Origin of the sequence: Anatilimnocola floriformis (assembly GCF_024256385.1) — a bacterium.
Lineage (GTDB): Bacteria > Planctomycetota > Planctomycetia > Pirellulales > Pirellulaceae > Anatilimnocola > Anatilimnocola floriformis.
In genome coordinates this window covers 1,257,107-1,277,678 of sequence record NZ_JAMLFW010000001.1, presented here as the reverse complement: position 1 = coordinate 1,277,678, position 20,572 = coordinate 1,257,107, and the positions used below count along the sequence as shown (strand labels likewise).

The following is a 20,572-nucleotide window of genomic DNA, read 5'->3' as shown; positions in this document are numbered from 1 at the left end:
GGGAGAGGGGCTGGGGGTGAGGGGTGAACCGAAGCGAGAGTGTGCTAATGAGCACGCACTATGGATTGCCGAACAGTTCGCCAGAAAATTGAGTCAAACTCGCGCATTATCCCCTCACCCCCGACCCCTCTCCCCGAAACGGGGCGAGGGGAGAGAGAAAAGGCCGATGACAGCGTCACTGGCGTGAATGGCTACTTTGCCGAAATGCTCAGACCTGAGTTGTCTGAGCGGCGGTGTCTACTGGTTTTTGCCGGATGGGCGGTTGGCGGGGAAATCGAGCGGCGTTGCGAAGAGTCGCGATGAGATGTTTTGCAGACTGTTCAGCGGCGATTCGACCCACCCGAATTGAGCATTATAAAAGGTTATACACAAGAGCCGATATAACCACTGATTTTTGGATTAAGTAGTTGTTACTTAAAGATTTATAGACGACGCGAAAGATTGCATAACCTGTTATATTCCGGCAACCCGAAAGAGGCATGTTCATGAGAGGGCGAAGCTGTTCAGTTCGGCGCGGCGGCAGACTGCTTTTCGGCGGCTGGCTGGCGCAAGTAGCGGGCAATCATTTCCAGCAGCATGGCCCGTTCGATGGGCTTCATGGCGTAGTCGTCGCAGCCGGCGTCGAGGCACTTTTGGCGGTCACCACTCATAGCATGCGCGGTGAGGGCGATGATCGGCGCGGTGTAGCCGGACTGGCGGAGTTGGGTCGTGGCTTTGTAGCCGTCGAGCACTGGCATTTGCATATCCATGAGGATGAGGTCGAACGGCCGACCTTCGGCGATGCTTTGCCAGGCTGCCTGCACACCGAGCGCGCCGTTTTCGGCGATGGCGATTTCGGCGCCGGCTTTCTTCATGAAGTGCGAGATCAAACGCTGATTGTCCGGGCCGTCTTCGACCAGCAGCACGCGACAACCCTTAGGCAATTGGATGCTGGCTGTCGACTTGGTCCCGGCACTCGCTGCCGTTCGCGAATTCGCTTGCGGTTGCAACCACGCAGTGCCGGCGGGAATATCCACGGCGAGCGTCAGGCAAAAGCGACTGCCGATGCCTGCTTCGCTGTGTACGGTGATTCCCCCGCCCAGCATGTGAGCCAGGCGCTGGCTGATCGACAGGCCGAGTCCGGTGCCGCCGAACTTGCGCGTGGTCGAAGCATCGGCCTGCGTGAACGGCCTGAACAATTTCTCGGCGACTTCGGCCGACATGCCGATGCCGGAATCGATCACTTCGAACTGCAGCCGCGATTCTTCACGAACCATGCGCACCACAATCGTCACCGAACCCGTCGCCGTGAACTTGATCGCATTGCTGACGAGGTTCAGCAGGATTTGGCGAATGCGAGTGGGATCGGAAATGACGAAGGCCGGGAGTTCACCTTCGAACGTAACGTTAAGCGCGAGCTGTTTCGTCGCGGCCCGCATTTGAAAGAGGGTCTTGATGTCGAGGACAAGGTTCTCGATCGGAAACGAGATCTTTTCCACTTCGAGCTTGCCGGCTTCGATCTTCGAGAGATCGAGAATATCGTTGAGCAAACCGAGCAAGAAGTCGCCGTTCTGACGAATCGTTTGCAGCGACGAACGATGCCGCTGCATGTGCTGATCTTGATCGGCTTCGAGCAGGAGAATATCGCAGTAGCCGAGAATCGCCGTCATCGGCGTGCGAATTTCATGGCTCATGTTGGCCAGGAATTCGCTTTTGGCCTGTGTGGCCGCTTCGGCTCGGCTGCGGGCCACGGCCAGTTCGTCATTTTGAAAATGAAGTTGAATCGATTGTTCTTCGAGCTGAGCCTGCGCGACGGCAGCGGTTTCGAGCGATCGCCGCAGGATCCGTCGATGGCGAGCATCGCTCAGAATCTGGTTCTGCCGAATGCCCGCCCACGTGCCGCAAATGCCGACGTGCGACAACGCGATGCCGAAGTGGAAGAACAACTTGGTAAAGCTGACAAACGACTCGGGAAAGAAATACATGTTCAAGCCGGAGTTGGTCAGCAGGGCAAACATAATGTGTTGCCCGATGATCAGCAGTGCTCCCGGCCACATCGCTTTCCAATCGCAATAAGCGATCATCGCCGTGAAGGCCGTGAAAAAAAAGAAATGCATCTCCGGCAGACCGTGCATTTGATAAATGTGCAGCGCGACGAACACCTGCAGCGCGATGCCGGCCATGCAGCGCGTGAAGAACGACTGTGGCGAAAGCTTGGCGCTGAGCATGTACATGGCCAGGCCGCACGACGAAACCAACAGCGTGATCAGCCAGGTCGAATAGACGAAGCCGAGTGCCAGCGCGATTACCAAATGGACGAGCAGCACGCGCATGATCAGCCGATGGCCGAGCGCGCGATGTTCCTCGAGCGCGCGCTGCATTTCGTCAGCGCTGAGCGTTTGAGAAATGCCCAAGTCTTTCAGATCGATGATGGCAGCCGGCGTTTTCATCGCTCGCTGACCTCCACTCGATTGACCGGCAATTCGCAGCCGATGGCGACAGTGGCCGCGGCGGGAAACGTCAGCGGTGGCCGATGGGCCAGACAGTTTTCGAGCGCTCGGCGGACGAATTCGGTTTCTGCGGAGGTGCAATATCGGCCGAGGTTGTAGTTGCCGCGATAAACCAACTGGCAGTGCTCATCCAAGACCACACCCTGCGGCGTGGAATAGACGCCCGTTCGCCTGGCAAACTCGCCGTGGTGATCGACAAACGCGGCACACTTGAGATTGAGTTGCTTGAATTGTGCGAGCGAATCGTCATCGGCTTCGAGCACGGCGACAATTTGCACCTGATCGCCGAACCGGGCAATCAAATCGCGCACGTGATCGATATTAAAGCGAGAACAAGGACAAGCGGGATTGAAGAAGTGCAACCAGATCGGCTTGGTCGTTGGTTGCAGTTCAGCGAGGTGAATCACATCACCGACAACCGGTTGCTGGAGCGCTGCGGGCCGCGGCGTGGGCAGCGCGTATTGCCATTCCTGAAACCAGAACGCCCCGATCGCGACCGAAGCGAGCAGCGCCTCGCCAACGATGAGTACGAGCCAGGTCAAAACAGGACGAGTCGCCATGACGAACGATGCACCAGTGAACTTCAGGTCGAAACTGGGCATGCTGATCGAATGGCGCACGCTTGCGCAGCGGCCCGCGTGAAGCGCAGGCGGCGCGCGTGTCCATTGAAATTTTCTGCCCCATCAACCGTAGGTCATGTGCCTTGTGAAGCGCCGAGGAGTTCGGCGGTGTACGGCAGATTCCACCACAGCAGTCGCTGCGATCGTCACAATCGGTACGCAGTGCTGTTGCCGCGGCCACGCAGTCTGCCAATCTGTCGGCTATTTGATTTCCAGAATCCGCAGCTTGCGAAACTCCAGCGGCGCCCCTTCGGCCTGCAAACCGAGATAGCCGCTCTTCGCAGCGAGGCCGGTTCCTTCCCAGGCGAGTTGGCCGTTGCAGTGAAACGTGACTTTGTCACCCACGCAGCGCACTTGCCATTCGTTCCACTCGCCCGCTGGCTTTTGCAGCATCGGCACGGGCTTGCCGCCGGTCAGCTTGCCGTTGAGAAAGTTCCCTTCTCCGCCGCTGGCGAGATTAATCTGATGAGCGCCGACCTTCTTGCCGCTGCGAATGAACAAGCCGCTGTTGTACTTCGGTTTCATGCCTCGCCACTCAAAACGAAACTCGAAGTCAACATACTCCTTGGCCGATGCCAAGTGCGGGCTGCCACCGCCGGTAACTTTGATTACGCCCTCTTCCACTTTCCAATTCTCAGGCAGCTTTGTCGGCGGCGACTCTTCGTCGAACCGCCAGTTCGTCAGATCCTGGCCGTTGAAGAGAGATACATAGCCATCCTTCTTCTCTTGGTCGCTCAGTTCATCGGCGGCGAATAACGTCGCGGAAAATAACGGCGAACAAAAGACGATCACGGCGAGTCCTAACCAATAGCTGCGCATGGAAGAGGCCTTTGCGTTGGAGGGAAATCGATCAGGTAGGTCGCCGCATGGTACTGCTCGGCGGTAGGCGTCGCAAATCGTTCACAGTGGCTGCAATCAAACGGGCCTTTGCCGGCATCGCACTTGCGAACGCGAATGCAAAAACCCCACGAGCGGGGCAATGAGACAACACCATCGAACCAGAAAACATTTGGCATTCCTGTTGCGTTTAGCCGTATTCATCGCTGCTAGGAAAGTTTGAACCGCAAAGGAGTGCAGCGAATTCGCCTTTGCATCCCTTCAGGAATATTGGTCTCCTCTCATGAATACGCTCGTTACAGCCAAGCGTCGCTCAACTCAGCAACAAGCCTCGGTGAAACACCGAAGCCTCTTTCTAGAAGGCCTTGAAGGCCGAGCGGTGCTCGCGGGCAATGTGTGGGCCGCGGCAATCGGTGGCAACTTGATGATTCAAGGTGATGCCGCCGACAATGGCCTTCATCTGCAGACGATGAGCGACGGTAGCGTGCAGTTGAGCGGTGTGAACGCTGGCGGCAGTGCGACGACCATCAACGGCAGCAGCGCACCATTTGTAGCGAGCGATGTTCAATTTCTTACACGAGTCGCGCTCGGTAACGGCAACGACAACCTGACGGTTGATGGTCAAGCTAGCGCCTCGACGACTGCGAATGCCAACCAACAACTGCTAATTCAGACTGGTAGCGGCGCAGACACAGTAAGCGCGAAAGTGGCCAACGAGGCCAATCTCCATCTCCTTGGCAGCACAACCGATGACAATATCTCGGTCAACTCAACGGCCGCCGATAGCTCATCGCCCAGCAATCTTGCCGGCGGGACCAACGACGGCTACCTGCCCGATGAAAGTGGCCAAGGCGATCATCTCGATCCGAATAACCCCGGCGGTGGTGGTGGTAGCGGCGATGGCGGTTACTACCTGCCCGACGACAGTGATCTCGGCGACCACCTGGACCCGAATACGAACAGTGACGGGAATGCGAGTAACTTCCGCACTCTGAGCAGCAACAGTTCTAGCGCCGGCGAAGACGTCAATGTTGACGCTGCAGTCGAAGCTGATGTGACTGCCGCCATCGATGACGTCGGCCAATCAACGGCTAGCGGCATTGGCACAAACGCTGACATTGATACCGTAATGACCGCCAACCTGGCTTTGAGTTCAGCGCTGAATAGCTCGGCCAACATCGGCCCGAGTGCTCTGCTGAATACTGATCAGAACCTCAACGGCTCGATCGGTGGCGCTGCCGCGCTCAACATCACAGGCGACAACTTGTTCGACGAAGTCGGGCTATTCAACAATGCGAGTCTCGCCGACATCGATACAAATCTGGCCGCGCAGATTGCTCTCGCCAACGCCAATAACTTCGGCGTGGCCGGCAACAACGTCGATAGTTTCTTTGCCAACCTCAATAGTCAGAGCGATGTGAACGCTCAAGCCGGAATCAATTCGAGCAATAACGCCGCAATTCTCGGCAGCCTGGGCGCCAACGACTTAACGCCCGGCAGTTTGAACACGAACGTCAACGGCAACCTGAACGGCGCGTTCACATCGCGTCTGGGCCTGCCACTTGGTTAGTCGCGACTGGCCAATCAGCGAATCCCCGTAGACCCCGGCTTGTTGCCGGGGTCTTTTTTTTGCCGAAGTCTTTTTTTGCGTAGTGGCTTCAACTGCTTTCCACTTGCGACCATTGCAGATGCTCGTTAAAGATCCGCAGCCAATTGCGACCATGCTCGACGATGCCCATCTTCAGCAGACTGATGGCCAGTCCCGCCGCAACGACAAGCAGCCCCGCCGTCAGATACGGCAAGCCAGCAGCCAACCACGATGTCGATAGCCAAGCGCCAGCCGGCCAGATCCATAATGCGCCGTTGCTCGCCAGCGTGAGGAGTGCTGCCGTGAGCTGCGGTACATAACGATCGAGCTGCCAAAAACGAACTGCAATCAGCAAGAGGTAACCGAGCCAGGCGGCGAGAACGACGGCAGGCACATCGCCGAACCACCACGGATAGACAATCGCCGCCGCGAGCGCGAGCGTCGGCACGGTCGAAAGCATTAGCCTGCGCAAGCGCTGGGCAAGACGATCTTGAAACACAGCCACGAGGGCCAGCACGATCAGCACTGGCGCGTGCAGTCGCCAGAAACCTTGCGGATCACTGAGCTGTCCGATCGCACCCGATGTCGACAAGTACAAACCGCCGAACACCGCCGCCAGCAACGCGCGATAACTGCAGTTCAATCGCCAGGCGTTGGCGATCCAGCCCGCCGCGACAATCGCCAGCCCCGCCGAATTTGGCATGGCCAGCGATCGCCAATAGATGGTCCGTTCGCCCGTAAAGCAAGCGAGAACCGCCAGCACCGTAAACGCCAATTCCTGCCAACGATGTACGCCCACAAGATGGCTCGTCCGCCAGAATGCCCAACCTTGGAAGGCCAGCACACTCCACGCCGCGAGTTGCGGCGGCGTCCCGATTGTTCTCCGTAACTCACCGACGAACAGCGCGTCGGCCGTGCTGTTTCCCGATCCTGCATATCCCAGCGCGAGTGCAAGCCACGGCAGGAGCAGTCCCGCGCGCAGGGCCCAGCGTGAATGTTGCACCACGCCCCCTTCAATCAAGATGATCGCCCAAACGAGTACGAGGGGAATGAGAAAATACGGCTGAAAGCAATTGCCGGCCCCTTTCGTCGGGTCGAACGAGATCGTCAGCCACCAGGCCCGCATCCCCATGCCGATCGTAAGAAACACAAACAGCGACCAGGGATAGTACGGAGCCTTCCACGTCGCCCGGCACGGCATCGGTACTGGCGCGCGACTTCGCACCGCCGGCACGAGCGCCAACAACGGCCAAGCCGCGACGATGCTGAAGCTGCCCAGCGCCCAGGTCCGCAGTTGATACCAACGATAAAAGCTGATCCAAGCCAGCGCGATGGGATACAAAAACAACACAGCCAGCGACAAATAAAACGCCAGTCGATAAGCCAGCGGCAACTGCAAGCGCAGCTGTCGAAACAGAAACTCACTCAGCACGAGCGAGAACAGCAATCCCGCGCCGAGCAAGAACGACCCCGACTCGGGCTGCTCCAGCACTTGCACGTCGAGACTTACCGACAGCATGTAAAACAGCAGCACGACCACCAGCAGAATGGTGCGCACATCGTCCCACAAATTCCCCCACCGCACGATGACGATCGCCACACCGGCCAGTAGCAGCGTGTATCCGGCGAGCATTGTCGAGAGCATGCCCGACGCCGCTAACTGCGGCTCCTTTCCCAGGCATTGCTGCAGCCCAAATAAAATCACCAGCGTGCCGATCAAATAGAACGGATTCTGTGAGTACAAAAAGTGCGAAATGCCTTTTATGGATGAGGCAGATGAGTTCATGACAGCCTCCAGTGTTATTGAATGAAATGTCTGTATGAAGAATCGAATGAGTGCTCGTTGCCCATGCGCGCAACGCGAGCGCAGCCGCAACGTGATTGCGAAAATCACTCGGCGGCTAGATTGATCAGGGCCGCGGTCAGCGAAGAGATTGCGAGAACAAGCAAAGCGATCTGCAGCCGCAGAAAGAAAGGTGCGGCGCTGCCTTCAATCGAAAGCCGACCGCGGAATAAATAAATGAGACCAGTCGTGAGTGGCTGACAGAAAACCCGCTTGTACGGCGAATCAAGTCGCGCCGCCAAAGGGTGCGGTTACATCATGAACACCTCCCCTCGCAGATGAGAAACGGGGAGCAATGGATAAGTAAACGTTTTCTAACGCGCGCGACCTAACCGTTTCAAGAGAATTTGCCAATAACCAGCGCGATTGTTCGCAAACGCATTCGTCATCTGAAAAATCCCGAACGGTCCAGAACCTGCACCAGCCTCGGCTCGAGTTACCAAATCAATCCTCACTGCAAGGAGTGGAATCATGGTCGGACGACGAGCGTTCACGGTGGCGGGTTTGACAGCAGTCGCGCTCGGAGCCTGGCAGCAGGGAGCATCCGGCCAGGTGCCGGCTGCGAAGAGCGCCGGCGGCCACGAGCATGGGGAGATGTCGGATGCCTGCGCTAAGGCCTGCTCCGACTGTCAGCGAGAGTGCGAAAGCTGCGCAGCCCACTGCGCCGATCAGCTGGAATCCGGCAAAAAGGACCACGCCACCACGCTGGCCACTTGTTTGGATTGCGCCGCCTTCTGCGCCACTGCGGCCTCGATAGTCGCCCGCGGCGGTCCGTTCTCCGCCCTTATTTGCAAGGCCTGTGTCGACGCCTGCGCGATGTGCGGCAAGGAATGTGAGAAGTTTCCGGACGACAAGCACATGAAGGAATGCGCCGCCGAATGCCGCAAGTGCGAAAAGACCTGCAAGGAAATGGTCGCCCACGCCGGGCATGACCACGGCACGAAATAGCCCGAATTGCAGCCGCAGATTGATAGCATCGGGAGTAAGGGTGCACATATAATGGGGGCTTGTCGCCGCGACTTAGCTTGCGCGACTCCCACCTGAATAGTTGCCCGGCGCCCTTTCCCTCCCTGCACTTCGAGGCGGTTCGCACGATGCTTCGCTGCTTGTCTTCTTGGACTGCACTATTTGTCGCGGTTGCTTGCGTATCGCGCGGTTCACTTGCCGAGCCCGCGCGCAAGATCGACTTCAATCGCGACATCAAGCCAATCCTCTCGAACAACTGCTATTTCTGCCACGGCCCGGATCCGGCCGAGCGGAAAGGCGGCGTCGATGGCTTGCGTCTCGATACGCTCGAAGGGGCCAAGGTCGATCTCGGCAGCGGCAACTTCGCGATTGTTCCGGGTCAGCCCGAGAAGAGTGATCTGCTGAAGCGGATTGCTTCGACCGATCCTGATGAAATGATGCCGCCGGCGAAGACCGGTAAGAAGCTGGCGGCGAAAGATGTCGAACTACTGCGCGAGTGGATCAAGCAAGGCGCGCACTACGCGCAGCACTGGTCTTATTCGCCGCCGGTTCGTCCCGTCCTGCCGGCGACTAAGAACGCTGCCTGGCCGAAGAACGAGATCGATCGCTTCCTGCTTGCCCGGATGGAAGCCGAAGGTTTGCAGCCGCAGCCCGAAGCCGATCGCTACACGCTCATCCGCCGTTTGTCTCTCGATCTCACCGGCTTGCCGCCGACTATTGCCGAGGTCGATGCCTTCGTCAAAGACAGCGACCCGCAGGCCTACGAAAAGCTCGTTGATCGGCTCCTCGCGAAAGAAGCCTACGGCGAACACTGGGCCCATCAATGGCTAGACCTCGCCCGCTACGCCGACTCGGCTGGCTATGCCGACGACCCATCGCGCGTCATCTGGCTGTATCGCGATTACGTCATTCGTTCGTTCAACGCGAACAAGCCCTTCGATCAATTCACGATTGAGCAGATCGCTGGCGACCTGCTGCCGAATCCCACCGACGAGCAATTGACCGCGACGGCCTTTCATCGCAACACGCTAACGAACAACGAAGGCGGCACGAATGACGAAGAGTTCCGCAACGTCGCCGTTGTCGATCGCGTGAACACCACGATGGCAGTGTGGATGGGAACGACAATCGCCTGCGCGCAGTGCCACACACACAAATACGATCCGCTGTCGCAGAAAGAATTTTTCGGGCTGTTTGCGATCTTCAACAACAGCGAAGACGCCGACCGCCGCGACGAATCGCCGCTGCTGACGCGTTACTCGCCCGATCAGCTCGAACGCAAAGGTAAGCTCGAAGCAGAACTGGTTACCGTCGAGCGCTCGTTGCAAGCCAGCACGCCGGAGTTAGTCGCTGCACAAACGAAATGGGAAGAGAACTTCCCGCGCTCGCTGATTTGGAGCACGTTGAAACCGGCTTCGTTTTCATCGCAAGCCAAACTCAAAGGCGAGATCGCCGATGATGGCACGGTGACGGTCGCCGAAGCATCGGCCAACGACAACTACACGCTGGAATTGCCGCTCGCTGCTGGAAAAATCCGGGCGATCAAACTCGAAACGCTCGCCGATGACAAATTACCCGGTAAAGGCCCCGGCCATGCGGGCGGCAACTTCGTGATCACCAACATCGACGCCGTAATCGAACCACCGCAGGGAAAGTCGCTCAGTGGTCGCTTCGTTCGCGTCGAAATCCCCGGCAAGAACAAAATGCTTTCGCTCGCCGAAGTGCAAGTCTTTTCCGGCAACGACAACCTGGCGAAGAGCGGCGAAGCCACGCAAAGTAGCACCGACTACGATGGTCCCGCGAAGTACGCCATTGATGGCAACACCGACGGCGACTACCAAAAGAAGAGCGTCACGCACACGGCCGCTTCGGATAATCCGTGGTGGGAAGTCGATCTCAAGAGTTCGCAAGCCATCGATCGCATCGTCCTCTGGAACCGCACCGACGGCAACGTCGGCAACCGCCTGGCCGATTTCAAGATCAGCGTGCTGAATGACAAGAAGGAAGTCGTCTGGGAACAGAAGGCGGCAAAACATCCCGACCCATCCGCTGAGTATTCCCTCTCAGGTCGCCGTGCCATTGAGTTTGCAGTCGCCCTCGCCGATTTCTCGCAACCGCAGTTCGAGGCCGCAAACGCCATCAGTACTAAGGACAAGCAAAAAGGTTGGGCCGTCGGCGGTAAGCTCGGCGAGTCGCACGCGTTGACGCTCGTCGCGAAGCAAGCCGTCGAGGTCGCCGAAGGCAGCAAACTGCTCGTCACCATCGAGCAGCAATCAAATCACAAGCAGCACACGCTCGGCAAGTTCCGCCTCAGCGCAACGGCCGATGATCAAGTGCAACGCTGGACCGAAACGCCCGCCGATGTGCTCGCCGCGATGCAAGTCGCCGCCGATCAACGAACCGTGGCGCAGAAAGAGGTCTTGAGCAAGCATTTCGTGAGCATCGCTCCAGAGCTCAAAGACGTGCGCGCGAAGCAGGCAGCACTCAAGAAGCAAATCGCCGATCTCAAGCCCGATACCGTGCCGATCATGAAAGAAATGGCCGGCGCCGGTCGCGAGACGAAGCTGCAACATCGTGGCAACTATCTCGACCTGGGCGAAGTCGTGAAGCCCGGCACGCCGGCAATTTTCCCGCCGCTGCAGAAGGATTTGCCGCAGCGCCTCGCGCTCGCCAATTGGCTCGTCGATCCCGCCAATCCGCTCACCGCTCGTGTGGTGGCCAATCGCTATTGGGAACAAATCTTCGGCACTGGCATTGTGGCCACGAGCGAAGAATTCGGCTCGCAAGGCGAACTGCCGTTTCATCCCGAACTGCTCGATTGGCTGGCGACGGATCTCACAGCAAACAAGTGGGATCTGAAAGCCTTCGTGAAAAAGCTCGTCACATCGGCCGCCTATCGGCAGTCGTCGCGTGTCACACCTGATCTCCAAAGTCGCGATCCCGACAACCGCCTGCTCGCTCGCGGCCCACGCTTCCGCCTGTCGGCCGAAATGGTCCGCGATCAAACGCTGGCCGTCGGCGGCTTGCTCAGCAACAAGATGTACGGCCCGCCGGTCAAGCCGATGCAGCCCTCCATGGGCCTCTCGGCCGCCTTCGGCAGCGGCATCGATTGGCAAACCAGCGACGGCGTGGATCGGCATCGCCGGGCACTTTACACCACTTGGCGACGGTCAAATCCCTATCCGTCGATGGCCACGTTCGACGCGCCGAATCGCGAGGTCTGCACCGTCCGCCGCGGCCGCACCAACACCCCGCTGCAGGCGCTGGTCACGCTCAATGACCCGGTCTACATCGAAGCCGCTCAGGCACTTGGCCGCAAAGTGGTCACCGAAGGTGGTGCAACTCCTGACGAGCGGATGCACTACGCATTTCGCCTCGTCCTCACCCGCCCGCCAACCGCTGACGAACAATCACGCTTAGTCAAACTCTTCGAGAACTCCCGTTCCAAATTCGAACAACAGCCCGAAGCTGCCAAAAAGCTCGCCACCGAGCCCATCGGCCCATTGCCGAAAGACGCCACGACCGCCGAACTCGCGGCTTGGACGGTTGTGGGAAACGTGCTGCTGAACTTGGATGAGGCGTTGATGAAGCGGTAGGATTGAAGAATAGGAGTAAGTCACATGAGTCTCACGTCGTCCAACCAACCCACAACTAACACCGACATCGCTGAAATTCTGCTGCGCGTCACCGCTCTTGAAAGTGAGGTTGCCAAGCTCAAGAGAGAAAAACCCAAAGGATCTCGCTGGCTCGACAATGTAAAGGGCTCGATGAAAGATGATCCTGAATTCGCAGAGGTTCTACGCTTGGGTCGCGAATTTCGGCAGAGTTACCACACCGAGTAGATAAGTTATGTACCTTTTGGATACCGATCACTTCGGAATTCTCCAGCAACGATCGGGCCCTGAGTTTTATCGAATGGAGAAGAAACTTGCTGAGCATGTTGAAGACGAGATCTATGTGCCAATCATTGCATTTCACGAGCAAGTTACGGGATGGGCAGCATACCTAAATCAAAAACGGACGCCCGAACAGACCACGAAAGCCTACGAACGTTTCGCGGCGATTCTCCACGATTTTTCCGAAGCAGAAATCGCGGGTTTCGATGCCGCGGCAGTAGGTCTCTTCAATTTTCTTCGTTCCCAAGGCGTAAGAATTGGCACCATGGACTTGAGAATCGCATCCATCGCATTAGCACGTAATTGGACAGTCCTCACTCGAAACACAGTAGACTTTGCCAAGGTCCCCAATCTCAAAATCGAAGATTGGACGATCTGAACTGGAATCATACGATGAAGACAGCAGTTCAAATTCACGCTCAAACCCGCCGTCACTTTCTCGAAGCCTCCGGCGTTGGCCTCGGCGCGATGGCTTTAAACGCCTTGCTGCAACGCGATGGTGTTGCGGCTCCAGCCGCAAATCCAGCCAACGAGATCAATCCCCTCGCGCCGCGGCAGCCGCACTTTGCCGCGAAGGCCAAGCGGGTGATCTATTTGCACCTCACCGGTTCGCCGCCGCATCTCGATATGTACGACTACAAGCCGGAGCTGGTGAAGCGCGACGGGCAAGCTTGTCCCGATGAGTTCGTGAAAGGGAAGCGGTTCGCGTTTACGTCGGGCACGCCGAAGCTCATGGGCACGCCGCGAAAGTTTTCGCAGCATGGGCAAGGGGGCATGTGGCTGTCAGATGCCGTGCCGAACTTCCATGCCCACGCCGACGACATGTGCATGATCCGCAGCATGTTCACCGAGCAGTTCAATCACGCGCCCGCCGAACTGCTGCTCTACACTGGTTCGCCCCGCTCGGGCCGGCCGTCGCTTGGCTCGTGGGTCACGTATGGTCTCGGCAGCGAGAACGAAAACTTGCCGGGCTTCGTCGTTCTCATTTCCAGCGGCGTGCAACCCAACGGCGGCAAGAACTCCTTCGGCAGCGGCTTTCTGCCTTCGGTCTTTCAGGGCGTGCAATGTCGCTCGAAGGGCGATCCGGTGCTCTACGCCTCCGATCCCGCCGGCATGGATCGCGAGCTTCGTCGCGACACGCTCGACGCCCTGCGCGATCTCAACGAAATCCAAGGCAAGGAGCTGGGCCATCCCGAAACAGCCACACGCATCGCGCAGTACGAGCTGGCCTTCCGCATGCAAACCGCCGTGCCCGAGGTGATGGACATCACCAAGGAAACCAAGGAAACGCTCGACGCTTACGGCGCTCAGCCGGGCGGCGCGAGCTTCGCCAACAACTGCCTTCTCGCGCGACGGCTCGTCGAGCAAGGCGTGCGTTACGTGCAGCTCTTCGATTGGGGCTGGGACTTCCACGGCACGGGACCGGGCGAAAGCATCGGCGATGGCCTCACGAAAAAATGTGCGACCATGGACAAGCCGGTCGCCGCGTTGCTGAAGGATCTGAAGCAGCGCGACCTGCTGAAAGATACGCTCATCATCTGCGGCGGAGAGTTCGGTCGAACTCCTTTCCGCGAAGGCCGCACCGCGGGCGGCCCGAACCTCGGTCGCGATCACTTCCCCGATTGCTACAGCATGTGGCTGGCCGGCGGCGGCGTGAAGGGTGGCTATACGCACGGCGAATCAGACGAACTCGGCTTTAGCATCGCCAGCGACAAGGTCCACATTCACGACCTGCAAGCCACGCTGCTGCAACTCCTCGGTTTCGATCACACGCGGCTGTCGTATCGCTTTCAAGGTCGCGACTATCGGCTGACCGATGTGCATGGCAACGTCGTGAAGCAAATCATCGCCTGATCGGCGTGACTTAGTCTGACAGGAATAGGGCCTCAGGATGGGAACGATTCGAACTACTGTTTTCAGCAACAAGGCACTGCGATGGCCAAGAAGAAAGTTCCCGTCAAGAAGGTAAAGCCGACCGCCAAGAAACCGGCCGCGGCGAAATCAGTCGCGACCAAACCGACCAAGAAATCGCCACCGAAAAAAGCAGCTGCCAAAGGCAAAGCTACGACTGCAAAGGCAGCCGCCAAAGCCACGCCAACCAAATCGGCCGCATCGCCGAAGTCGTCGTCACCGCCTGAAGTAACTCTCGGCCGGCCGCTCGTCACGCAAGAAGAAAAGCTCTACATGCTCTTCCACGACGACTACGAAGCCCGTCAGGTCTTCGAGTTTCTCCGCGTCGATACCGTCGCCGATCTCGTGCGACTCTCGCAGGAAGAGATTGTGAAGGTCCTCACCGCGCCGGTCCGCCGCACGGTGCAGCGCATCCGCCAACGGCTCGCCGAAAAGAACCGCTCGCTGCAAGGCGACGAAGATTTCACCCGTCAGCACAAAGCCAAGCTGTCTTAAACGTCGTAATCGTCGGCCCGCAACTACGTCTGGCGTCCAGCATCCTGCAGGGCTCGCACCACGCAGTCCGAAACGCCAGCCGCATCCACTTCCATCGCCACTTCCATATCGCCTCGGTTGTGGGCGATGCCGCGGCGATCAAAGACGGTCGCACCGAGCGTCAACTCGCCCGCCGTTTCCACGTCGCCAGTCATGTCGCGCGTTGTAAACAACTCGGGATGCACCACGGCGGCCATCGCCACGGCGTCGTGCAGGTGAATACCTTCCAGACCCATTTCGCGGCGATAGGTTCGGAACAAAAACGGCAATGTTTTCCGCAGCAGATTTCCCGCCCGCGTCGTTTCGGCTGGCAGCTGATCGAGCAGATCGAGCGACCACGTCACTTGCGTCGTCACATCGAGCGGAATGAGAGTCTTCGTTGTCGGCGAACGAAAGACTTGCCGAGCGCTGTGCGGATCAAAGTAAATATTGTATTCCGCCGCAGACGTTACGTTCCCCACGCCGTTCACCGAGCCACCCATAATCACCAGGCGGCCGAGCATCGAAATGAGTTGCGGTTCGCGGGCCAGTGCAGCGGCAATGTTCGTCAATGGTCCGAGGCAAACCAGCGTCACTTCGCCGGGAGCTGCCCGCACTTCGTCGCAGATCAGTTTTTCGGCTGGATGCTGCCGCGCGAGCTGCGAACTGACGAACCCCGCGTTGCCGAGGCCGTCCTCGCCAAACAGCTGGCGGTTGTCGACCATCGCCAGGCCTTCCGACGCCGCCCCGAGTCGCGGATAACGCGGCGGATCGAGCTGCTCGATGATCGCCTGCACATTGCGAGTGGCCTGCTCGGCGGAAACATTTCCCGCCACCGCGGTCACCGCGAGCACCTCAAGCCGGGGATCGAACAGCGCCATCGTCAGGGCGATGGCATCGTCGATGCCGGGGTCGCAGTCAATAATCACCTTGCGGGGCATGTCGGCAGCCTGGAAACTGGTGCTTTACTCACGAAGAACGCCTAGCGCGGATTTTAGCGCTGCAGGCCGCCCTTCACAAGGCGACGTACCGCTCTCCTTGCAGCTGAATTCGCCAGAATTCAGACGGTCGACACCACTTTGAACGCTCCGAATTCTGGCGAATTCGGCTACTTTGTCGCTCATGTCAATTCTTTCTGATTCTCTGGAAAAAGTCCGCTCCGGCCAAAATCTTCCCCGCGCTGAAATCCGCGCCCTCTTCGAACTCATCATGACCGGCCAGGCCGCAGCCGAGCCGGAGTCGTCGCAACTCGCGCAGTTTCTGACCGCGCTCCACCACAAAGGCGAAACGGCCGAAGAAATTGCCGGCGCCGCCGAAGCGATGCGCAGTCATATGACTCGCCTGCCGACCAGCCGAACCGTCGTCGTCGATACCTGCGGCACGGGGGGCACCGGCTCGAAGATTTTCAACGTCAGCACCGCCGCCGCCATCGTCACGGCCGCCGCCGGCGTGGCTGTGGCCAAGCATGGCAACCGCAGTGTTACCAGCGTCAGCGGCTCGTCCGATGTCCTCACCGCGCTGGGCGTGAACGTAGTGGCGGCGCCCACGGTCGTCGCCGCTTGTTTGGAGGAGTTCGGTCTGTGCTTTTGCTTTGCCCAGCTGTTCCATCCCGCTATGCGGCATGTGAAAGAAGTTCGCGCGCGGCTTGGCACGCAAACGATCTTCAATCTCCTCGGCCCGCTCTGTAATCCCGCCGGCGCGAAATACCAGGTGATGGGCGTAGCCCGGCCTGAACTCCGTCCCAAAATGGCGAGCGCTCTGCAGCAACTCGACCCCGCGCGAGCCATCATCGTCGGCGGCGCTGCCGGACAAGAAGCCTGCGGCGAACTGACCATCGCCGGCGCGACCGAAGTCATCGAATTGTCGGCAACCTCGCAACAAGCAGCCACCTGGTCCCCCGCCGACTTCGGCCTGGCAACCGCCAGCACCGAGACAATGCTGATCGACAGCGCCGCCGCGAGCGCTGCCCTCATCCGCCGCATCTTCGCCGGCGAACAGGGCCCGCCGCGCGACATGGTCGTCCTCAACGCCGCCGCCGCCATCTGGGTCGCGACGCCCGGCATATCGCATCCTGAATCCGCCGCCCGCGCCCAAGAAGCCATCGACAGCGGCAGGGCAGGGGAGCTGCTCACCCGCTGGGCCGCCCGAACCCACACGGCTGCGTGAACACCCCTCTTTGAGCGGAGCGATATATAACAGGTGATGTGGTTTTGTGAATTTCATGCAAACCATTTCTGCAACATCTGTTAAGTCAATATTCCGGTGTTATCAAGCAACGATCATATCGCACTTTATTGCAACCTAAACGGGTGGTGCGCAATTGCCTCTGAACAGTGCAAAAACCACTCAGCAAATCGCAACGCCCCTACCCGCCGAGCCGACCAGCCGGCCAACTATCAGACACGCCCGCACCGACAACTCAGGTCTGCCGCAAACCCGCCAGTCTCGACAGCCAGCAGTGCTGAAACCCCCAAACGTCAGCGAGGGAAAGGTAGCCCGACGCGTGAGCGAGGGCTTGGGCGAGTGGAGTTGGCCAAAACCAACGTGCGACAGCACCTCCGATGGTGCTGCCGCACGATGCCGGACCAGACGTCCTCGCGCCCAACCCCTCGCTCACGCGTCGGGCTACCTTAGTGCCAATCACGGCAGTTGTACGTCAGGTCGACACGCCTGGACGATCTTGAGATGGAAGCCGGCGACAGCCCCCGGGGCTAGCGGCCTTCATTCGACTTGCTCTACCCTGTGAATCTGAACGCCTAAGAGCTCGAAGGCGGTTATTGGGGCGGCACATCCAATCCACCGACCAAAACCACATTTACGAAGGAGGAAGTAAAATGAGGTATCGTGACACGCTGCTACTATCGCTCGTGCAGCTCATGTGTCTTGGTTCCTTTGCTTTTGCCGACAATAAGCCAGATCCGACCGCTGAGTTTGTGACGCGAGTCCAGTCGGCGAGTTCGTGGACGACCAAGACCAGGAATGATGATGACCTTAAGCAAGCCGCCGAGTATGACCTGCTTGGCGCAGAATTCTGCAATCTCACGCCCGAGCAGGCGCGACAGGCGGTGAAGATGCTTGAGGACTCTGCGGTCGCCAAAGAGTCTGTCATTGATAAGATTGAATCGCGCGGACGAATCTATGTACTGCTTCGGTATTACTTCGACATACCTGAATATGAGTCTTCCAAAAAAGTAGAGTACTTTGGCGGCTGGCTCGGCGTTCCACAGAAGTCAGACCAAGTTAACCTGCTGTGGCCGCTGAAACGCGAAAAAAACGGACAGGTAACATTACACGGCCGATTCCAAGGTTACATGGGCGATCGATACGATGCACTTGGCGAGTTTGATTTTTTTAATAAGAAATACGGCCGCAGGCAAAAGTAATAGGAAGATCCTCGTAGGGTTGGTTCATCAACAGCGGTGCTCCACCCTGACGATCTTGAGAATGAAGCCCAGGACAGAACACCGACCTACCCTCTACTTCCTCTATCCACGCAAAGCCCGGTATATCAAGTGAGCGCGCGTCGTTAGGCCTACTGGAATTTGAATGTGCAATCCGCGGGCAGATATCAATTTGTCGCGTTCGTTATATCGACAAATTACATCAGATAGCACAAACGACTCAACAGCCCTTGATCGATAGCTGAATTGACTCGTTACCCAGAATCTATCATTGCAGATATCCGAACTGATTGGATCTACTGAATAGATGCAATACCTGGTCCAGAACATATCATCCTCGGAGTGATACAGCAGTGAACACAATAAATTCTCGCCGTCAAATACGTCCCACCCACACATGTCCCCGTAACCTGAACAAATCAGGAGCTTTGCATCAGTGCCTGAAAGATTACTCATTTAGACAGTTCCTTGAGACTAGCAGGTTAGGCTGGTGCTACGCCCTGACGATCTTGAGATAGCGAGTGAAATGCAAATTTGGAGTGACTGCTCAAGGTGAAAAACGCGATGACCAGCGTTTTTGCGACTCTCGGTGAACTTATGACAATGATGCATTCATCGTGTTCTGACACTTTGCCGGACCGGATGTCCTCGCGCCCAACCCCTCGCTCACGCGTCGGGCTACCTTTCGTTGCTGCGCAACGAAGCAAATGTCGACCGCGACTACTTCAAGATTCCCCAACCGGTCATTTTGATGATTTCCTTCTTCACCGGATCCCACTCGAGGTTCAACCCGCCGCTGGGTGTCTTGCCGACGCGTTCGATGAGGAATAGCAACCGGCCGTCGTCGTCGCGGCGACTGATGTGGTAGTGCGTAAAGCCGCCGTCGAGCAGTTCCTTGACCTTGGCTTGCTTCAGGTTGGTTTCGAGATGCCGAAAGCCCGCGACGACGATGTGCTCATCGGCGGGCCCCGTGTTCAGCCGAGCCTTGGCGGCGACGTCGACCAGCACCTTGTTGGCCCGCAATCGCAACATCGGCTCGGCATCGATAGCCGACTTCAGCGCGGCGAGTTGCTTCAGATCTTCTTCGCTCCACACGCGCCCTCCTTGTTTGCCGGCCGCTTCGTAGAAGTCCTTCGACTTGAGAACCGCGAGAACATCGTCCCCCTCAGTTGACCAGGCGAGATTGGCAACGAGTGTGATCAGACCCAGGGTCAGAAAGATAGATCGCATTGAGTTCAACTCCCGTTACGCACACAGTTCTACGCACACCAGCGACAGCCTTGAACAAACTTCACACCAAAAGCTTTGACTGCCGCCGCCACGATTTTTGGTTCGAGCAGATCAAGTCGATCCTTAATCGCTGGAAACAGCATTTTGCCATATTCGAACTCAATCCAAAATCGCGCGCAGCCGGCCTTCGGCACTTGGATGACCTGCAACGTTTCCGGATGATGAAAAATGCCGAGCCGATTTTTCGGACTGCACGGCCGATCGAAAAACTCGACCTGCTGCTTGATCGGCATCTCGTCATGCCAGTCGGAAGTAGAAACTACCTCCGCCCGCAGCGCGCACTTCACCTGAAATTCATAAGCTCCCTCGAAATCGAACTCCAATGCCGGCAGCGGGGGTGGCCCTTTCCCCTCGAGCGTCACTTCAAAGTCATCCGCGCCGTCGATTGCCTTCGTAACCGCGGCCAGATCCTTCAGCTTTTTTCCTTTGCGAGTGATGAAGCGATCGGTCACGCCGGTGAAGGGATTCAGCACCGCTCGCGCCGCACCTGCCGCTTTTGCAAAGCTGATGATCGACTTGAGCGGCGTCGCGCCAAGTGCAACGAGGGCAGTCAGAAATTCGCCGACCTGCGTCGGCTCCGGCACGAAATCAACTCGATCAGGAATCAGCGTGTGCGTGTACTCGGGCATGGCAATTTCCTCAGCCTCTCAGTCAGATCAAATTCAGTACCGACCTGACCTACGTCTTAGCGTGAAGGAATCTTCTTCAGGAGTTCCTGCAACTCTTCCAACCTGAAGAAACCGTCGTGTATTCGTCCGTCGCGGTACGCGGCAAAAGCCTCCTCGACCAACAACTCGCCCTGCGCGAACTCATCGCGCAGGCCCTTCTCTTCAGCGGCCATACGCAGGCCCAGTCGCAAGCCCTCGAACGCCAGATCCAGTGTCCATTGATCGTCTGGACCAACGCCATCGCGCAGCGAGAATTCGTCCGGCGAACACAGCTTCACGAACCCGACGTAATCCTTGAATGAATGAAGATCGGAAAACGGAAATGCAACCGTCATAGGAACCTCACGCGAAGCGCAGGCCATAGGAGCCTTGCGCATGTGGTGTCACAAGTGGCAATGCTCCAGCTCCCGCCCAGATCAGCCAGAGTAGATATTCAATCGGCTGCCGCACGTGGGAGTATTCCGGCATTAAGAGCAACGCCGGCAAGAGCAGCCACGATCGTCGTCGCTGCGCTGCTTCATTGCTTGCTGTCGGCGACTCGTATGGATTC

Annotated in this window: 17 protein-coding genes; 9 read left to right on the top strand and 8 right to left on the bottom strand. The window is 58.1% G+C overall.

The features are described from left to right. Positions 1 to 503: 503 nt before the first annotated feature. The 3 genes from M9Q49_RS05285 to M9Q49_RS05275 all read right to left on the bottom strand — a co-directional run bounded on the left by M9Q49_RS05285 (position 504) and on the right by M9Q49_RS05275 (position 3,928). Entirely contained in the window at positions 504 to 2,429 is a 1,926-nt protein-coding gene (locus M9Q49_RS05285) for an ATP-binding protein (protein WP_254507645.1), read from the bottom strand. Beyond that, positions 2,426 to 3,091 carry a DUF6436 domain-containing protein gene (locus M9Q49_RS05280; protein WP_254507644.1) on the bottom strand — a complete coding sequence of 222 codons (666 nt, stop codon included), beginning with the start codon at positions 3,089 to 3,091 and terminating at the stop codon, positions 2,426 to 2,428. Before M9Q49_RS05280 ends, M9Q49_RS05285 begins: the two co-directional genes overlap by 4 nt. A 219-nt stretch (positions 3,092 to 3,310) precedes the next feature. Continuing rightward, a complete protein-coding gene (locus M9Q49_RS05275) occupies positions 3,311 to 3,928 on the bottom strand; it encodes a 3-keto-disaccharide hydrolase (protein ID WP_254507643.1) in 618 nt (205 codons plus the stop codon). Positions 3,929 to 4,229: 301 nt separating this feature from the next. Here M9Q49_RS05275 and M9Q49_RS05270 point away from each other — a divergent pair, with 301 nt between their 5' ends. Beyond that, positions 4,230 to 5,516 (top strand): hypothetical protein, encoded by a 1,287-nt coding sequence (locus tag M9Q49_RS05270; RefSeq protein WP_254507641.1) that lies wholly within the window; start codon positions 4,230 to 4,232, stop codon positions 5,514 to 5,516. 88 nt (positions 5,517 to 5,604) lie between these two features. Here the strand turns inward: M9Q49_RS05270 and M9Q49_RS05265 are convergent, their stop codons facing one another. Beyond that, positions 5,605 to 7,320 (bottom strand): hypothetical protein, encoded by a 1,716-nt coding sequence (locus M9Q49_RS05265; protein ID WP_254507639.1) that lies wholly within the window; start codon positions 7,318 to 7,320, stop codon positions 5,605 to 5,607. A 528-nt stretch (positions 7,321 to 7,848) separates the two neighbouring features. On the opposite strand from M9Q49_RS05265, the gene M9Q49_RS05260 reads away from it, so the two are divergent. The 6 genes from M9Q49_RS05260 to M9Q49_RS05235 all read left to right on the top strand — a co-directional run bounded on the left by M9Q49_RS05260 (position 7,849) and on the right by M9Q49_RS05235 (position 14,645). Beyond that, positions 7,849 to 8,325, top strand: a complete 477-nt coding sequence (locus M9Q49_RS05260; RefSeq protein WP_254507637.1) for a four-helix bundle copper-binding protein — start codon at positions 7,849 to 7,851, stop codon at positions 8,323 to 8,325. A gap of 146 nt (positions 8,326 to 8,471) precedes the next feature. Next, positions 8,472 to 11,939, top strand: coding sequence for a DUF1553 domain-containing protein (locus M9Q49_RS05255; protein ID WP_254507636.1), 3,468 nt, complete (start codon positions 8,472 to 8,474; stop codon positions 11,937 to 11,939). A gap of 24 nt (positions 11,940 to 11,963) precedes the next feature. After that, positions 11,964 to 12,185 carry a hypothetical protein gene (locus M9Q49_RS05250; RefSeq protein ID WP_254507634.1) on the top strand — a complete coding sequence of 74 codons (222 nt, stop codon included), beginning with the start codon at positions 11,964 to 11,966 and terminating at the stop codon, positions 12,183 to 12,185. Positions 12,186 to 12,258: 73 nt separating this feature from the next. Continuing rightward, entirely contained in the window at positions 12,259 to 12,618 is a 360-nt protein-coding gene (locus tag M9Q49_RS05245; RefSeq protein ID WP_254507633.1) for a type II toxin-antitoxin system VapC family toxin, read from the top strand. 14 nt (positions 12,619 to 12,632) lie between these two features. Continuing rightward, positions 12,633 to 14,093: a DUF1501 domain-containing protein gene (locus M9Q49_RS05240; RefSeq protein WP_254507632.1), complete on the top strand. Its 1,461-nt coding sequence runs from the start codon at positions 12,633 to 12,635 to the stop codon at positions 14,091 to 14,093. An 81-nt stretch (positions 14,094 to 14,174) separates the two neighbouring features. Next, complete coding sequence (locus M9Q49_RS05235) at positions 14,175 to 14,645, top strand: hypothetical protein (protein ID WP_254507630.1); 471 nt, start codon at positions 14,175 to 14,177, stop codon at positions 14,643 to 14,645. A 23-nt stretch (positions 14,646 to 14,668) separates the two neighbouring features. Here the strand turns inward: M9Q49_RS05235 and M9Q49_RS05230 are convergent, their stop codons facing one another. After that, positions 14,669 to 15,604 (bottom strand): nucleoside hydrolase, encoded by a 936-nt coding sequence (locus M9Q49_RS05230; RefSeq protein WP_254507629.1) that lies wholly within the window; start codon positions 15,602 to 15,604, stop codon positions 14,669 to 14,671. 181 nt (positions 15,605 to 15,785) lie between these two features. On the opposite strand from M9Q49_RS05230, the gene trpD reads away from it, so the two are divergent. Both trpD and M9Q49_RS05220 read left to right on the top strand, forming a co-directional pair. After that, the gene (trpD, locus tag M9Q49_RS05225; RefSeq protein ID WP_254507628.1) at positions 15,786 to 16,829 is read left to right on the top strand and encodes an anthranilate phosphoribosyltransferase; all 1,044 of its coding nucleotides are present in this window, start codon (positions 15,786 to 15,788) and stop codon (positions 16,827 to 16,829) included. A 668-nt stretch (positions 16,830 to 17,497) separates the two neighbouring features. Further along, positions 17,498 to 18,046 carry a hypothetical protein gene (locus M9Q49_RS05220; protein WP_254507626.1) on the top strand — a complete coding sequence of 183 codons (549 nt, stop codon included), beginning with the start codon at positions 17,498 to 17,500 and terminating at the stop codon, positions 18,044 to 18,046. Positions 18,047 to 18,784: 738 nt separating this feature from the next. Here M9Q49_RS05220 and M9Q49_RS05215 read toward each other — a convergent pair. From M9Q49_RS05215 to M9Q49_RS05205, 3 genes are read right to left on the bottom strand one after another with little or no spacing between them, the layout of a single operon-like run. Beyond that, positions 18,785 to 19,294 (bottom strand): hypothetical protein, encoded by a 510-nt coding sequence (locus M9Q49_RS05215; protein WP_254507625.1) that lies wholly within the window; start codon positions 19,292 to 19,294, stop codon positions 18,785 to 18,787. A gap of 29 nt (positions 19,295 to 19,323) precedes the next feature. Next, on the bottom strand, positions 19,324 to 19,983 hold the full coding sequence (locus M9Q49_RS05210) for a hypothetical protein (protein ID WP_254507623.1): 660 nt from the start codon (positions 19,981 to 19,983) through the stop codon (positions 19,324 to 19,326). A 56-nt stretch (positions 19,984 to 20,039) separates the two neighbouring features. Further along, a complete protein-coding gene (locus M9Q49_RS05205; RefSeq protein ID WP_254507622.1) occupies positions 20,040 to 20,357 on the bottom strand; it encodes a hypothetical protein in 318 nt (105 codons plus the stop codon). Positions 20,358 to 20,572 lie beyond the last annotated feature (215 nt).

Bases quoted from the DNA above. Each gene is read 5' to 3' on its own strand.
- M9Q49_RS05220 (WP_254507626.1), top strand. From the start codon at position 17,498: ATGAGGTATCGTGACACGCTGCTACTATCGCTCGTGCAGCTCATGTGT.
- trpD (WP_254507628.1), top strand. From the start codon at position 15,786: ATGTCAATTCTTTCTGATTCTCTGGAAAAAGTCCGCTCCGGCCAAAAT.
- M9Q49_RS05260 (WP_254507637.1), top strand. From the start codon at position 7,849: ATGGTCGGACGACGAGCGTTCACGGTGGCGGGTTTGACAGCAGTCGCG.
- M9Q49_RS05250 (WP_254507634.1), top strand. From the start codon at position 11,964: ATGAGTCTCACGTCGTCCAACCAACCCACAACTAACACCGACATCGCT.
- M9Q49_RS05285 (WP_254507645.1), bottom strand. From the start codon at position 2,429: ATGAAAACGCCGGCTGCCATCATCGATCTGAAAGACTTGGGCATTTCT.
- M9Q49_RS05270 (WP_254507641.1), top strand. From the start codon at position 4,230: ATGAATACGCTCGTTACAGCCAAGCGTCGCTCAACTCAGCAACAAGCC.
- M9Q49_RS05275 (WP_254507643.1), bottom strand. From the start codon at position 3,928: ATGCGCAGCTATTGGTTAGGACTCGCCGTGATCGTCTTTTGTTCGCCG.
- M9Q49_RS05245 (WP_254507633.1), top strand. From the start codon at position 12,259: ATGGAGAAGAAACTTGCTGAGCATGTTGAAGACGAGATCTATGTGCCA.
- M9Q49_RS05215 (WP_254507625.1), bottom strand. From the start codon at position 19,294: ATGCGATCTATCTTTCTGACCCTGGGTCTGATCACACTCGTTGCCAAT.
- M9Q49_RS05265 (WP_254507639.1), bottom strand. From the start codon at position 7,320: ATGAACTCATCTGCCTCATCCATAAAAGGCATTTCGCACTTTTTGTAC.
- M9Q49_RS05240 (WP_254507632.1), top strand. From the start codon at position 12,633: ATGAAGACAGCAGTTCAAATTCACGCTCAAACCCGCCGTCACTTTCTC.
- M9Q49_RS05255 (WP_254507636.1), top strand. From the start codon at position 8,472: ATGCTTCGCTGCTTGTCTTCTTGGACTGCACTATTTGTCGCGGTTGCT.
- M9Q49_RS05280 (WP_254507644.1), bottom strand. From the start codon at position 3,091: ATGCCCAGTTTCGACCTGAAGTTCACTGGTGCATCGTTCGTCATGGCG.
- M9Q49_RS05210 (WP_254507623.1), bottom strand. From the start codon at position 19,983: ATGCCCGAGTACACGCACACGCTGATTCCTGATCGAGTTGATTTCGTG.
- M9Q49_RS05205 (WP_254507622.1), bottom strand. From the start codon at position 20,357: ATGACGGTTGCATTTCCGTTTTCCGATCTTCATTCATTCAAGGATTAC.
- M9Q49_RS05230 (WP_254507629.1), bottom strand. From the start codon at position 15,604: ATGCCCCGCAAGGTGATTATTGACTGCGACCCCGGCATCGACGATGCC.
- M9Q49_RS05235 (WP_254507630.1), top strand. From the start codon at position 14,175: ATGGCCAAGAAGAAAGTTCCCGTCAAGAAGGTAAAGCCGACCGCCAAG.